Below are 14,246 nucleotides of genomic sequence, written 5' to 3'. Positions count from 1 at the left end.
CGGTTTGAAAATAAAAAAAGGATTGTGTCAAAACAATCCTTTTTTTATGCCTACAAATTAGTGTGCGGCATCCCAGTTTAGACCTTGTCCAACTTCCACCACAAAAGGTACGGAAATTTCTAATACAGACTGCATCACATCAGCAATTTGTTTTGAAAGTTCATCTGCAATTGCCACATCAGCTTCAAAAACCAATTCATCGTGCACTTGCAGTAAAAGTTTAGCTTGATCTTTAGGCAAAATTTTATCAACGGCAATCATTGCAAGTTTGATGATATCTGCTGCACTTCCTTGTAAGGGGGCATTAATCGCCGCTCGTTCAGCTGCTTGCTTGATCATTTTATTTGTTGCCAAAATATCTGGTGTGTATAGACGACGACCTAAAATGGTTTCTACAAAACCTTGCTCACGAGCAATCTGACGTGTACGTTCCATATAATCCAATACACCAGGATAACGTTGGAAATAACGTGCGATGTAGCTACGTGATTCTTCACGAGTGAAACCAAGTTGGCGGGTTAAGCCAAACTCAGACATACCGTAAAGTAGCCCGAAGTTAACCGCTTTAGCTTGGCGACGTTGATCATTGGTTACGTCTTCAATAGCGATTCCCAAAACTTCAGCGGCAGTACGACGATGGACATCCTGACCTTGTTGAAAAGCGTGTACTAAAGCATCATCTTGTGAAAAGTGAGCCATTAAGCGCAGTTCAATTTGTGAATAGTCGGCTGCAAGTAAGACACGACCTTCGGGAGCGATAAATGCTTTACGAATTTGACGACCAATCGGTGTACGAATCGGAATGTTTTGCAGATTAGGATCAGTAGAAGATAAACGCCCTGTTGCAGTTAAAGCTTGATGATAGCTAGTATGTACACGATGGGTTGCATCATGTGATTGCTCAACTAATCGATCAGTATATGTATTTTTGAGTTTTGCTAAGCCGCGATGTTCTAAAATCACTTCCGCTAAAGGATGTTCGATTTTTTCAAGAATACTTTCACTGGTGCTGTATTGTCCTGTGGCAGTTTTCTTACCGCCTTTAATTCCCAACTTATCGAATAGAACCTCTCCGACCTGTTTCGGCGAGGCAATATTAAACGTTTCACCTGCAAGCTCAGTTGCTTGATTCTCTAATGTTTGCATGGTGTCGGAGAATTCTACACTGAGCTGATCTAAGAATTTATGATCAAGCTTGATTCCATCTTCTTCCATGCCTGTTAGTACTCGTGCAACAGGCATCTCAATATTGTGGAGAATATGAACAAGTTCAGGATGGCTTTTTAGTTTTGAAGAAAGTACTTCATACAAACGATAAGTGACGTGTGCATCCTCTGCTGCATAATGTGCTGCAACTTCGAGTTCGATCTGATTAAAGGTTTTTTGCTTAGCGCCTTTACCTGCAATTTGTTCGAAAGTAGTTGTCAGGTGGCTGAGATAAACACGTGCTACATCATCCATGCTATGACGAGTTGCAGCAGCATTCAAAACATATGAAGCTAGCATAGTATCGAAGTACCAGCCTTGGATTGTGATACCATGATTGGCAAAGATATGAGCATCATATTTTAAATGATGACCAATTTTCTTGACTTGCTCATTTTCTAAAATTGGCTTGATTTGTGCTAAAACTTGTTCCCGACTGAGTTGTTCAGGAGCACCTTCATAATCATGAGCTAGAGGAACATAGTAGGCTTCATTGGCATCAAATGCGATTGAGAATCCAACCAGTTCAGCCACTCGATAGTCTAAGTTGGTGGTCTCTGTATCAATTGCAAAGTGATCCGCTTGTTGCATACGTTGCAACAATTGCTCCCAGTCAGCTTGTTCTAGTACAGTATGATAAGTCGCCTCACCTAATTGATCATCTTGGCTTGTAAGATTTGCATGATCTTCTATCGCTATAGATTCAGTTTTTTGTTCAGCTTTGACAATACTTTGAGAGGTCTGTTGATAAACAGGCGTATTTGGATTATTGGGATGATCCAAAGATTGTAATTGGTTACGGAACTCAAGTTCTGTGTATAAGTGCCGAAGTTGTTCGGTGTTCGGTTGACTCAATTTTAAATCATGCCAATCTAAAGCGAGATCGAGGTCACAGACGATACTTGCCAACTGGTGGTCAATTTTAATATTGTCTAAATTATCTTTGATATTCTGACTGAGTTTACCTTTGAGTTGATCCACGTTCGCAATAATATTATTAAGTGAACCATATTCTGTTAATAGTTTTGCCGCAGTCTTTGCGCCTACTCCTGGAACACCCATGATGCCATCGGATGCATCACCCATAAGCGTAAGATAATCAATAATTTGATGAGGGTGTACGCCAAATTTCTCTAATACACCAGCCTCATCAAGCACACGTTCTTTAAAACTATCTTCAAGTTTGACATGTGGATTAACAAGTTGAGCCATATCTTTATCACCAGTTGAGATTAAGACATGGTGACCTTCTGATAATGCTCGTTTTGTTAATGTCCCAATAATATCATCCGCCTCTGCGCCAGGAAGGCTATATAACGGGATGCCGAGAGCTTTGATTAAGGCATGTAAATAAGGAATTTGTTCAGATAACTCCACCGGCATGCTTGGACGATCACCCTTATATATGGGTGATAATTTATGGCGGAAAGTTGGTTCTGGAGTATCAAAAATAACAGCCATATGTGTTGGCTGGGTGCGACGCATTAATTTCTGAATCGCTGAAATAGCACCACGAATTGCATTAGTATGTAGGCCAGTAGACGTCGTTAATGGCGGTAAAGCGTGAAAAGCACGAAATAGAAAATAAGACCCGTCAACCAAGACAAAAGGTGGCATTGCGCAAATCCTTATTATGAACTGCGAGCTATTTTACGTGAAAAAGCAGTCCATGTCCTTGTTAAGCAGAACGATGATGACGATCTATGTCGTTTAAAAATTGCAGTTATTTGTATGTAAAAAGGACGGTTTATAGACTGATCAAGTAAGATACGATTAATAAAGCTGTAATCATTGATATAAGTCTATGTATAAAAAAGATAAACAGGGAATCGTGATTGTTTTAGTTGTGCTGACAGTATTACTAGCATCAGCGATTGCATTTAAATGGCAAGGCACTATTGTTGCTTCTGCGATTGGTTTAACTGTTGCTATTGTGCACATTCTTTCAGAAATTCACACTCGATTACGTCAACTTGAATATGATGCTCCAAGTTATTTTGCTCAATCAGCTACAATTGGTGCTCAAAAGATCGTGATTTATAGTGCTGCATTAGTCGCACTTTTTGCCTATGCAAATACATGGATGTGGTTGGCAGGCGGTGCATTGTTAGTGTTGTTACTTTGTCTTATTCAGACGATCAGTAGCTTTCAAACGCGGTTATTGCATTTAGAACAATATGGAAAAACAGTCGTCCAAAATGATTTAAATAGTGTTTCTGCTCATATCAACCAAGCTAATCAATTATCAACACCTAATCATTCTGTCTCTGAAAGTCAGGTGCAACATCCAGCTACATGGATGCAAGCAGAATCTTCATCATCAAAAGAATACTCATTAACTCCAGAGCCATCTCAGAAGCAATTATCGACATCATCTCAAACTGCATGGTGGCAACCTATCTTGCAATGGATGATTCATGGCAATCCGATTTTACGAATTGCTGTCGCTGTATTGATGGTTGGCGTCGTATTATTATTACGTTTCGCAAGTGAGCATTGGCAGTTAAGTTTAGGTGTAAAGCTTAGTTTTATTGCCCTTACAGGTACTTTGATCACAATCGCAGGATACTGGTTGCAACGAAAAAATCAGCTTTTTGCTGTTGCTTTGCAGGGCGTCGGTCTTGCTATTGTGTTCCTCACATTAATTTTCTCACATCACTTTGCAGTGATTGCGAGTTTAAAAACAGCCAGTTTATTCTTTGTAATTTTATTATCAGTTACTGTTTATCTAAGTTTAAAACAACAAGCATTATATTTGGCCATGCTAGCGCTGACGATGGCTTATATTGCACCACTTGTCATACCTCAATCACATCCTGACGTGATTTTCTTATTTGGCTACTATTTCGTGATTAACCTTGCTGTCGCAGCCGTTAACTTTATTCAACCTTGGAAAATTCTGCATCAGATTGCCTTTTTTGCCACGCTCTTTATTGGCGGGGCTATGATTGGGCTTTATGGAGAGACTCAACAGTTCGACACCTTAGATATAATTTTATGGTTGCATATCTGTTTGTTTATTTGGCTAAGTATTCGTTATAGCCAATTGATGCTGCGGGTACGTGATGAGGATTTATCAATAGAGAATAAAGCGAATCAAAAGGAACAGCGATTACAACCAATTTTAGATGTAGGTTTGATTTTTAGTGTTCCTGTATTGGGTTTCTCTCTACATGCTTATCTGATGCACAACTCTACTCAAGCACTGACTTGGGGTGCAGTTGCACTTGCGATTATTTATGGTACTTTAAATATTTGGATTAAACAAAGGCATCCGCAGCTTTCTATTTTGGCTAAAAGCTTCTTTATTCTTGCAGTGGTATTTACGGCTTTGATATTTCCATTGGCAAAAGGGGCACATTGGACATCAACAGGCTGGGTCATTCAAGGAACAGCATTGATCGTTTGGGGGGTGACCGAGCGTTATCGTCTTAGTCGATATATCGGGGTTGCTTTAGTGTTATTGAGTTCTGTGGCACTTATTTTCCAAGTTTGGTCAAATGATTACTTTCCAATTTTAAGCACCGTGATTTTTGCACTTGCGCAATTCATATCAGCTTTCTATTTATTGCACTATCAAGAAGTCGAAAAATATTTTAGTGCGCGGATGCTAAGCGGCATTTTTTTAGCACTTGGCATGTATGCAGGAGCAGTTGCGGCGATAGAGTTTATGCATTGGCAAAATCAAGGCATGAATCCTTATTTGGCAATCGCAGCCGTTTTGTTGTTGTTATTTAGTTTTATGGTTCAGCTTAAGTCCAAAATCGAATGGGTTAATGTACAACTTATCTTGATCAGTGGATTACTTTTCTTAATTTATGGCGTAAGTTTTGCGGAGAATGTTTACTCCACAGGTGATTGGTTTACACCTCTAAGCCAATTTAGCGCCCTGACGACTACATTTGTGCTGACTATTTTGCTCATCAAGATGAAATCTTTCTCTTCATCGCTATATTCTTTGATCTGGTCTGCTTTACTTTGGTTAAGTTTAGCGGGTATTGGTATTACACTTTTCCCAAATATTGCTGTTATTGCATTGGCTGTTTTTCCTGCAATATACGCTGGCTGGTTATTTTTATCAAAAAACATGCTTTTATTGGATCAACAACCAGTGTGGGGGCTAACCTTATTTTGGTTACTTTTAATTTGTTTAGATCCATATTCTGCAACTCAGTTTTATGTGCTTCCTTTATTTAACTTAACTGATTTTCTCTCTTTACTGATGTTTATTGGTTTGATCTGGGTGATTTATCATCATCATTTTGCCGATGAGCATTCAGTAGAATGGGGATTCAAAGTCTCAACGATTTTAGTCGGTTTACTTGTATTAAGTAGCATCGTTGTACGCGCTATGCATCATTATGTTGGAACACCGTTATGGGGTATAGAAATCTGGCGGAATGGCAATGTACAACTAAGTCTGACCTTATTATGGGTGATTTTAGCTTTTATCCTTATGACCTTTTCAAGCCGTCGTCATATTCGACAAATTTGGTTTGTTGGGGCTGCGTTGTTGGGGATCGTTGTGTTTAAGTTATTGTTATTAGATTTATCGCAAAGTGGTACTTTGACACGTGTTATTTCGTTTATTGGTTCAGGTGCAGTCATGCTTGTAATTGCATATCTTGCACCTTTACCACCTGCCCAAGAACTGTCTAAAGAATCTTCATCTATTTAACTTCATCTATCTAACTTCATCTATCTAACTTTATCTTCTTTTTTGAGCTCTTTTTGATGGGCATATTGATCGACCTCATCATCTTCTAAAGGAATGGGGCGATCAATTAAACCCATTTTAGGTACAGGGATTTCAATTTCATTTTCAAGAAAACCATTACGAACCCTTTCTTGCATTTCATCTCGGACTTTTAATGCATTTTCCTGACGACACCATACTGCAAACAACAGCTCAATTGAGGATTCACGAAATGCAGTTACTGTTACGGTTGGTTTAGGATCATCCATAACCAGTGGATATTTAGATGCAACATCCAATAGTACCTGTCTTACTTTAATAATGTCTTCGTGAAAATTAATCGCTAAGGTAATCGGAATACGCCGTATCGGGTATTTGGATAAATTCATGACAGGGGTGCGAATGAGCTGCTCATTTGGAAGCCGAATGTAGACATTGTCGAGCGTCAGAAGTTTGACCGATAAAAGATCGATAGAGATCACTTCACCTTCAATGGTTTGTCCTCGAATCAACGTAATCTGTATTGTATCGCCGACTTCAAAAGAACCTTCACCGATTAAGAAGAGACCGCTGATTAAGTTTGTCGCTGAGGTTTGAGAGGCGAAACCTAGAGCAACAGTTAGTATCCCTGCTGCACCCAAGAAGACACTGAGTTTAAATCCAGCTTCTCTTAAACTGGTCATGATGAAGAGTAGGAAAATAAAGTAAAAAATACCTCTTCGCCATAACAGTCGTTGATGTGCATTAAACCGACTACCAATAGTGCGAATAAAGGTATTAGAAACTAGACGTGCAATGACAAAGCCGATTAAACATAAAATTAGGGCTACAGCAATTTCACTTAGTCTTTCAAAATTAATATTGGTAAATATGCTGGTGAAGCTAGATGCGACATCTTTTGGAATATTGGTATCTGCCATAGCAACTCCTTAAAAGAATGAATCAAACATATTAAATAAGTTGCTTCCAGGCGCACGTGGAGGATGTACGTAAATGACTTCACCTGCCTGAGTTGGGGTTTTGTTTTCAATACGAATACGTGCAGGGTGTTCTGAACCCTCATAATACACTTTGATTTGAGACGTCCAGAGACGACCTGTGCCTTCACTATAGAATAAAGGTAGGGCAGGAACAGGAACATTCATACGATCAAATCGCAGTTGATGCTGACTTGTGTTATGAAACTCGATAGGTGTAACAGCTCTAAAGGCACGTGGCTTTAATAGATTTAGATCAGTTCGTCCATCTACAGATGTTGCATAACAAATTTCACCATGCTGAGGATCTTTACCAAACCATGTGTCTTTCGGCTGAATCACAGGAATATCAAACAAAGGTTCACTTAAACCATCTACTAAGCCTGCAATCCATAACGGAGTACTGATATACAGCGTTCCGCGTTGACCAGCAGGAATATAAATCGGATCAACAGGTTTAATAACAACAGAGCGATCTGCCAAACGTGGCATTAAATGAAATGAGCTATTGGTTTTATGAAACATATAGCGTTCAATTTTTGCAGGTTGAGGCATTGCAAATTCTGTATCAGACAAAACATGCCATTGTTGCTCGTAATCATGCTGACATTGTGGTCGATGATATTCTAAACGCCATTCTTTAATGCCTCTCGTTAGGCGAAAGAGCAGTGAACCAAATTGCCAAGCTTTGGCTTGTTGAATTTCAAATTGTTGTTCACCCCACCATCTCAATGTGTCAGAGTGAGGTGCTTTATATGGATTATTTTGAGACAAGGTGCAAAATTCCTTTGTGAGTATGCTAAACAGACTTCACGCTGTAATCTCCTTAGAGTACACTCAACTCTCCCTTTCATCATTATAAATTGTGATGCAAATACTTAAACAAATACAAATTCCATATAGTTTCGCCAAAAGGCATGGCGTTTTATTGCGCTATGAAGGCGATCAAGTTTTTATTGTACGACGCAAGGATACAGCGCGAATTGCATTACAAGAAGCACGTCGAATTTTGGGGAAAGCTGCGCATGATCAATTGTGTACAGATCAAGAGTTCCATGCACTACTCAGTTCCAGTTATGCAGGTGATACAGGCGAATCTCAGCAAGTTGCCGCTGGTTTAGAGGATCATCCTGATTTATTGAGTTTGGCTGATCAGGTGCCTGAAGCTGAGGACTTGATGGATCAAGAAGATGATGCACCTATTGTTCGTCTGATTAATGCGTTGTTATCCGAAGCGATTCGTGTCGGTGCATCTGATATTCATATTGAAGCATTTGAAAAAAAGTTGTCTGTTCGTTTACGTGTAGATGGTCAATTACGAGAAATTGTTCAACCACGCCGTGAATTAGCTCCTTTGCTGGTCTCACGTATTAAAGTTATGGCAAAGTTGGATATTGCTGAAAAACGTATTCCACAAGATGGTCGTATTTCTTTGCGTTTAGCAGGACGTGAGGTCGATGTTCGTGTTTCTACTTTGCCATCATCTCATGGCGAGCGTGTGGTGATGCGTTTACTTGATAAGCAGGCGGGTCGTTTAAATATGACACATCTTGGCTTGATGCAAAATGATTATGAACGTTTAACTCAACTGGTTCATCGTCCACATGGCATCATTTTGGTCACTGGTCCAACGGGTTCAGGTAAAACGACAACCTTATATGCAGCCTTATCTGATTTGAATGATAATACGCGCAATATTTTGACGGCCGAAGATCCAATTGAATACCAACTAGAAGGGATTGGGCAGACACAGGTCAATACGAAAGTTGATATGACATTTGCTCGTGCGCTTAAAGCTATGCTGCGTCAAGATCCTGATGTTGTTATGGTGGGTGAGATTCGCGATCTTGAAACGGCAGAAATTGCGGTACAAGCCTCACTGACAGGTCACCTCGTTTTATCCACGTTACATACCAATACTGCAATTGGTGCGGTAACTCGTTTAAAAGATATGGGGATTGAACCATTCTTGCTTTCAAGTTCATTGATTGGTGTAATTGCACAGCGTTTAGTTCGAACATTATGTCCACATTGCGTAACTTGGCGAAAAGCAGATGATTTTGAACGACAGGTATTTCAGCATCTCAAGGTAGATGAACACATGGAATTACCAGAACCACATGGTTGCGAGAAATGTTCACATGTTGGTTTTAGTGGGCGAACAGCGATTTATGAAATTGTGCCAGTCGATGAGTCGATGCGTCGATTAATTCATGGTAATGCAGCCGAATATGAGTTGGAAAATCATGCTCGCCGTCATGCCGCATCGATTCGTGATGATGGCTTATTAAAAGTCTTGGCTGGTAAAACCACTTTAGAAGAAGTGCTACGTGTTACAAATGAAGCAGCTGAAGAATAATTTTCTACTCTTAATGAAAAACAGCATGATCAATCATGCTGTTTTTTTATTTTATATATCAATTTGTTACGATATTGAAATTCACATCAATATTGTTGCGTGTTGCATTTGAATACGGACATACGATGTGTGCTGCTGCTACAAGTTCCTCAGCCTCAGTTTGATCGATACCGATTAAATAAATATTCAAAGTCACTTCAATACCGAAGCCATTTGGAATCGGGCCAATACCAACTTCACCCTCAATATAAGCATCTGGAGTAATCTTTAATTTATCTCGGTTTGCTACAAACTTCATGGCACCTAAAAAACATGCAGAATAGCCTGCAGCAAAAAGTTGTTCTGGATTGGTCACTTCACCACCAGCACCGCCCATTTCTTTAGGTACGCCTAATTTAACATCTAAAACACCATCAGAAGATGTCGCACGACCATCACGACCACCTGTTGCTTTAGCTTTTGCTCGATAAACTACTTTTTCTAATGACATACTGAATAATCCTAGCTGACACAGTTTGGTATTATTCAATCCTGCATAAATGGATGATGAAAGCAAAGGAGAAAATGGTAAATTTAATGACGGCTTTGGTAAAGAAGTAAAAGACAAAATATAAAATTGAAAAGAGTATCTATCTAATAGATGCAGCAAATCTACCAAAGCTCGATGATTTTTTTCATCAATTTTGCTCTAAAACGTGCGGTTGGATTATTTATATCATTTTGAGATTGTTGTTCATAAAAACTATGCCAAGCTTTAATCATATCTTGAGTAACACCTTTCTGTTTGATGATCACCACATCTTCACGCTGGATGTTATCTAGTCTTTGTCGAGCACCTTCAGCACCAGTCCCCCAACCAATAATCCAAAGACCAAAACTATTAAATGATAAATTTGATGGTGTAGGTAAGTGCTGCATGTCATTTGTTACTTCAACAGCATTAGCATAACTTGGTACCACATTAATGAATGTGGTTGCCCCTATAATCAACAAAATAGAAAAAAGTCTAAACATGGATACAGCTTAATTGGTGTTAAGAAAGAATTTTACAATAATCAAACTACATAAATATTATGGTTTGTTTGACTATCCTAAATTATGTTTATTAAATCATGAACCTAGGTGTAGAGGGGAGATAAAGCGTGACTAAAAAATTCAAAAACTAAAATTTCAATAATTAAAGTGAGACTTAGTAGGCAATTATTTTTCGATGTTGCATAAGTGGCATAGATAAGCGAATATTTTCTTGTTCAGCTTGATCGAAATCAGCGCTAATTAAACCATGCCCTTCGTAGTCGATTATTTGTAAAAGTTGTCCACGACTATTGGTTATACCCGAATGACCCCATGTTTGACGTTTTTCACCATGCCAACCCTGTTGTGCAGCACCTAATACAAAACATTGACTGTCCATAGCTCGTGCTTGTAGTAACAATTGCCAGTGCATTTGACCTGTTGTGTAAGTAAAAGCAGCAGGAGCAGATAAAATGTTTGCACCTTGTTGGCGTAAGGTTAGTGCGAGTTCTGGAAAGCGAAGATCATAACAAACCATTAATCCAATATGACCAAATGGAGTTTTTGCAACAACGACTTGATCACCTGGTTCAAAGAATTTTGATTCTTGATAGCCACCAACAGCATCACTCACTTGAACATCAAACAAATGGATTTTGTCATAACGAGCCTCAGTACCTTCAGGACTAATACATAAGCTTACGGTTCTGACGCGTCCATCAGTAATGACTGATCCATCTGGGCGAAAAGGGCACGGTAAAGTGCCAGCGATAATCCATATTTGATATCGGTGTGATAATTGTTCTAAACGTTGCTGAATGGTTTCAAATTGATTTGCAGTCTCACGTTGTTTTCCTGCAGCAAAACAAACAAAGTTTTCAGGAAAAACGATTAATTCGCCACCTTGAGCCTTACTTTGTTGAATTAATGACTCGATGACAAGGAAATTAGATTCAATGTCATCTTGTGAATTCATTTGAGCAACAGAAAGTAAGGTCATAAGTGTGCAGACTTAGTTATGAGTTAAGCATTTTGTTGGTGTGTATCAAGATTTAGACAGTCTTGCTCTTTTTGCAATTGCTTCACCAATGGTTCAAACATATTTTGATTGTTTTCATTCAAACGCATTAATGTTTTGTGTGCTTCTAATACTGTGTTGAGCATGGCGCTGTGAGTAACATGTTCTTCAGTTAGCTCAAGCGTGCAAACATTAGGATCACCACAGTAATTTAAAATCACAAAGACCTGACCTAAGCCCATGCTATTGGCTAGGGTGGTAATATCTGGATTGGTTGACAGCATCACTGCTTGTATATGATGCACTTGTTTGAGTTTTAAGCCCAACTTTGCAAGTACACCTAATACAGTACTATCAATGAACGTTGTTTCAGTTAAATCAACGATTGCACCAACAACATTTTGCTGCTGTTCAATTTTGTTGAGTAATTTGTCTAGACTTATACAAGAATGTGCACGCACTTCGCCAATAAGCTTGAAAATATGCGTTCCGTTCAAACTTGCATATTCAACATGACCTGTTGACATATAAATGCCATTTTCAGAGAAAGGATATAAAATTATCCCATAGTGATATGGTAGACACAAGTGGTTGTATAGTTCTTTGTTTTTAAGTTATTGATAATTAAATTAATTCATTCGGCATATACTGAGTATAGCGATGTCATCTGCAACGTGTTCAGGAGCTTGGAATGAATTATTCTGAAGATGATCAACCAATTGGTTGAACTGATCATTCAAACCACCATCAAAGGGTTCAAGAGCACCATCTGAACATAAAATAAAACGTGCATCAGGATTTAATTTACAAATGTGTTCTTCAACATCTAAATCCTCAGTGAGTCCCAAAGGGAAACTACTGGTTGTAAGAATTTGAGGTGCTTGATTAGGTTCAAAGATAATTGGAGGTGGATAGTGCCCTGCACTAGACCATGTAATTTCATGAGTTTGTAGATTTAGAATACCTGCCACCATTGTGATATGTTTTTCAATATTCTCTTGAACTAACATTGCATTCAGTTTTTGAATGAGCTGGCGAGGTGTCTTGGAACGACCATGAAAAGCTGCCATCCATGAGGTTAGTAAACTACTTGTGACACCATGACCTGAAACATCAGCTAAATAAAACAGCACTTCATATTCATTGAGTTTCCAATAATCATACCAATCTCCTGATAAATAAGCCGAAGGTTGAAAAAAAGACTCAACCTCATAATTGGGTAGACTTATTGGGTTCGGTAGTAAACGTTTCTGTAATGCTGCTGCTGAAGGAAGATCACGACTATCTTGATTTCGTTTGTATTGCGCATCAATTTTGAATAAAGCATGTATTGGATTTTTGGGTAAATTGTTCCAAATCCAACCAGCTAAAGCACCCATTTCCCAAGCTTGGGCTAATGCAGCACCTTCATCTTCAAATGCTAATACGATCGTTGGGAGCTTCCATTGATATTTCAAAAAGTCCTGCACATCGGCAATTGCAATTATTGTTTGATCATATAAGTCTAAATCATCAACTTGAATGATCTGTAGACTGGGTAGCTCATTCAGAGCTTGATCTAAACAAGGTATTGAGCGCGATGGTTGAATGAAATACATAGATGAATAGCCGATCCTTTGTATGATCATTTTTTAATTCATCATAGATGAAATATGATGGAAAACATAGTATTACTCACATTTAAAATAGAGAGTAATACTTATGTCTATAAATATAGAAATACGAATTTACTGATTATCCGAAGATTCTTCACTATCTTCAGTATCATCTACAAATGATACATCTGCAGAGTTGCTATGTTTTTCAGCAATTTGGAAAGCCTTTCTTTGCAGATAGAAATCTCGAATCATTGCATATTTATCGCCTTTTAAGCTTTCTTCAATATCCAAAACTTGAGCACGAGCATCTATAGCTTGTAACACATTTGTAGACCAATAAATTCCTTGTTGGTCGTCGAGCATATATTTTTGTGGGCGACCATAACGATCGATAGCTAAGCCAAACCCATCACGAAAAGTACTAGGTCCGAAAAAAGGAAGCATTACATAAGGACCAGACGGGACGCCGTAATAGCCTAAAGTCACACCAAAGCTTTCCTCTTCGGTTGGTAATCCTAAACGACGTGCTGGGTCAGAAAAACCTAAGGTTGTTAAAGTATTTAAAGTAAAGCGTCCTAATGTTTTTGCTGCGCGAGATGGACGCCCTTGTATAAGTTGGTTGACGGCATTCCACGGCTCACCGAGGTTTTTGCGAAATTGACGATAAGGACTTCGTACAGGTTCTGGTACTTTTTCAACGTATTGGATAGCTACTGGCTTAAGTACATATCGGTCTAATGTATCGTTGAAGGCAAAGATTTGGCGATTTAATGGTTGTAGAGGATCTTTAACCGCATCAGGTTGCGCTGCATTTGCATTTACCTTCAAATCATCCTTGGTTATTTTTTTTAAATCTTTAATTGCTTGCAGAGTTGATGTTTTTTGTTGTGTATTTAATTGGTTTTCAATTGATTCAGTTACGACTGGGGATTGCTCAGATACATCTTGAGCTATTGCTGTATTAAATGCTCCAGCAGTTAACAACCCAAGCAAGAAAAAATTTGAGTAATGCATATAAGTCCTTAATCGCAGTTAGAGCGAAATTACAGTCATTAAAATGAATGCGCTAATTAAACGCAAAACATAGATAAAGTAAGTACAATTTATTTGTTCTACTATTATTAAAGCAAATTCGATCGAAAAATATAAGAAATATTGTGAATTTGGTTTAAAAATGTTCACTCGAAATAAAATCCTATTGAAGGGTGTTGCATTGGTGTGAGAATACTGTAGAATGCACATCCATCGGCGGTGATGCGGATAAAAACTTGTTGAGAAACAAAGATTTGGCTAAAGTAGTTAGATTCTTGAGTTGGTTGATAAGTTTTAAAAATATCTAAATTACCTGTTGACTTTAATTTAGATTAGAGTAATATAG

Annotated in this window: 10 protein-coding genes and 2 pseudogenes; 3 read left to right on the top strand and 9 right to left on the bottom strand. The window is 38.5% G+C overall.

Going from position 1 to position 14,246, the window contains the following annotated elements; genetic code table 11:
- Window positions 1-57: 57 nt before the first annotated feature.
- Window positions 58-2,823 carry a DNA polymerase I gene (gene polA / locus MKL32_RS11070; RefSeq protein ID WP_126131859.1) on the bottom strand — a complete coding sequence of 922 codons (2,766 nt, stop codon included), beginning with the start codon at window positions 2,821-2,823 and terminating at the stop codon, window positions 58-60.
- Window positions 2,824-3,010: 187 nt separating this feature from the next.
- Between polA and MKL32_RS16230 the strand changes: the two are divergent.
- Both MKL32_RS16230 and MKL32_RS11065 read left to right on the top strand, forming a co-directional pair.
- A pseudogene (locus tag MKL32_RS16230) lies at window positions 3,011-3,385 on the top strand (DUF2339 domain-containing protein); the annotation flags it as partial.
- Between the two features lie 198 nt (window positions 3,386-3,583).
- Window positions 3,584-5,884, top strand: a pseudogene (locus tag MKL32_RS11065) (DUF2339 domain-containing protein); the annotation flags it as partial.
- A 20-nt stretch (window positions 5,885-5,904) separates the two neighbouring features.
- Here MKL32_RS11065 and MKL32_RS11060 read toward each other — a convergent pair.
- Complete coding sequence (locus tag MKL32_RS11060) at window positions 5,905-6,822, bottom strand: mechanosensitive ion channel family protein (RefSeq protein ID WP_004906771.1); 918 nt, start codon at window positions 6,820-6,822, stop codon at window positions 5,905-5,907.
- Between the two features lie 9 nt (window positions 6,823-6,831).
- Complete coding sequence (locus MKL32_RS11055) at window positions 6,832-7,653, bottom strand: hypothetical protein (protein WP_004906776.1); 822 nt, start codon at window positions 7,651-7,653, stop codon at window positions 6,832-6,834.
- Window positions 7,654-7,747: 94 nt separating this feature from the next.
- Between MKL32_RS11055 and gspE the strand changes: the two genes are divergently transcribed.
- Window positions 7,748-9,238 carry a type II secretion system ATPase GspE gene (gene gspE / locus MKL32_RS11050; RefSeq protein WP_004955732.1) on the top strand — a complete coding sequence of 497 codons (1,491 nt, stop codon included), beginning with the start codon at window positions 7,748-7,750 and terminating at the stop codon, window positions 9,236-9,238.
- Between the two features lie 58 nt (window positions 9,239-9,296).
- Here the strand turns inward: gspE and MKL32_RS11045 are convergent, their stop codons facing one another.
- From MKL32_RS11045 to MKL32_RS11020, 6 genes are all read right to left on the bottom strand, one after another.
- Window positions 9,297-9,728, bottom strand: coding sequence for an organic hydroperoxide resistance protein (locus MKL32_RS11045; RefSeq protein ID WP_126131857.1), 432 nt, complete (start codon window positions 9,726-9,728; stop codon window positions 9,297-9,299).
- 161 nt (window positions 9,729-9,889) lie between these two features.
- Window positions 9,890-10,252: a DUF4951 domain-containing protein gene (locus tag MKL32_RS11040; protein ID WP_005403750.1), complete on the bottom strand. Its 363-nt coding sequence runs from the start codon at window positions 10,250-10,252 to the stop codon at window positions 9,890-9,892.
- 175 nt (window positions 10,253-10,427) lie between these two features.
- Window positions 10,428-11,252, bottom strand: a complete 825-nt coding sequence (locus tag MKL32_RS11035; RefSeq protein WP_126131856.1) for a carbon-nitrogen hydrolase family protein — start codon at window positions 11,250-11,252, stop codon at window positions 10,428-10,430.
- A 23-nt stretch (window positions 11,253-11,275) separates the two neighbouring features.
- Window positions 11,276-11,797, bottom strand: a complete 522-nt coding sequence (gigB, locus tag MKL32_RS11030; protein WP_004906790.1) for an anti-anti-sigma factor GigB — start codon at window positions 11,795-11,797, stop codon at window positions 11,276-11,278.
- Between the two features lie 102 nt (window positions 11,798-11,899).
- Window positions 11,900-12,868 (bottom strand): RsbU family protein phosphatase GigA, encoded by a 969-nt coding sequence (gene gigA, locus MKL32_RS11025; protein WP_004960633.1) that lies wholly within the window; start codon window positions 12,866-12,868, stop codon window positions 11,900-11,902.
- A 129-nt stretch (window positions 12,869-12,997) separates the two neighbouring features.
- Window positions 12,998-13,882: an MlaA family lipoprotein gene (locus MKL32_RS11020; RefSeq protein WP_126131855.1), complete on the bottom strand. Its 885-nt coding sequence runs from the start codon at window positions 13,880-13,882 to the stop codon at window positions 12,998-13,000.
- Window positions 13,883-14,246 lie beyond the last annotated feature (364 nt).

Source organism: Acinetobacter sp. AOR34_HL (assembly GCF_027854795.1).
Classification (GTDB): Bacteria; Pseudomonadota; Gammaproteobacteria; order Pseudomonadales; family Moraxellaceae; genus Acinetobacter; species Acinetobacter junii.
This window is presented reverse-complemented; position numbering and strand designations above follow the sequence as displayed.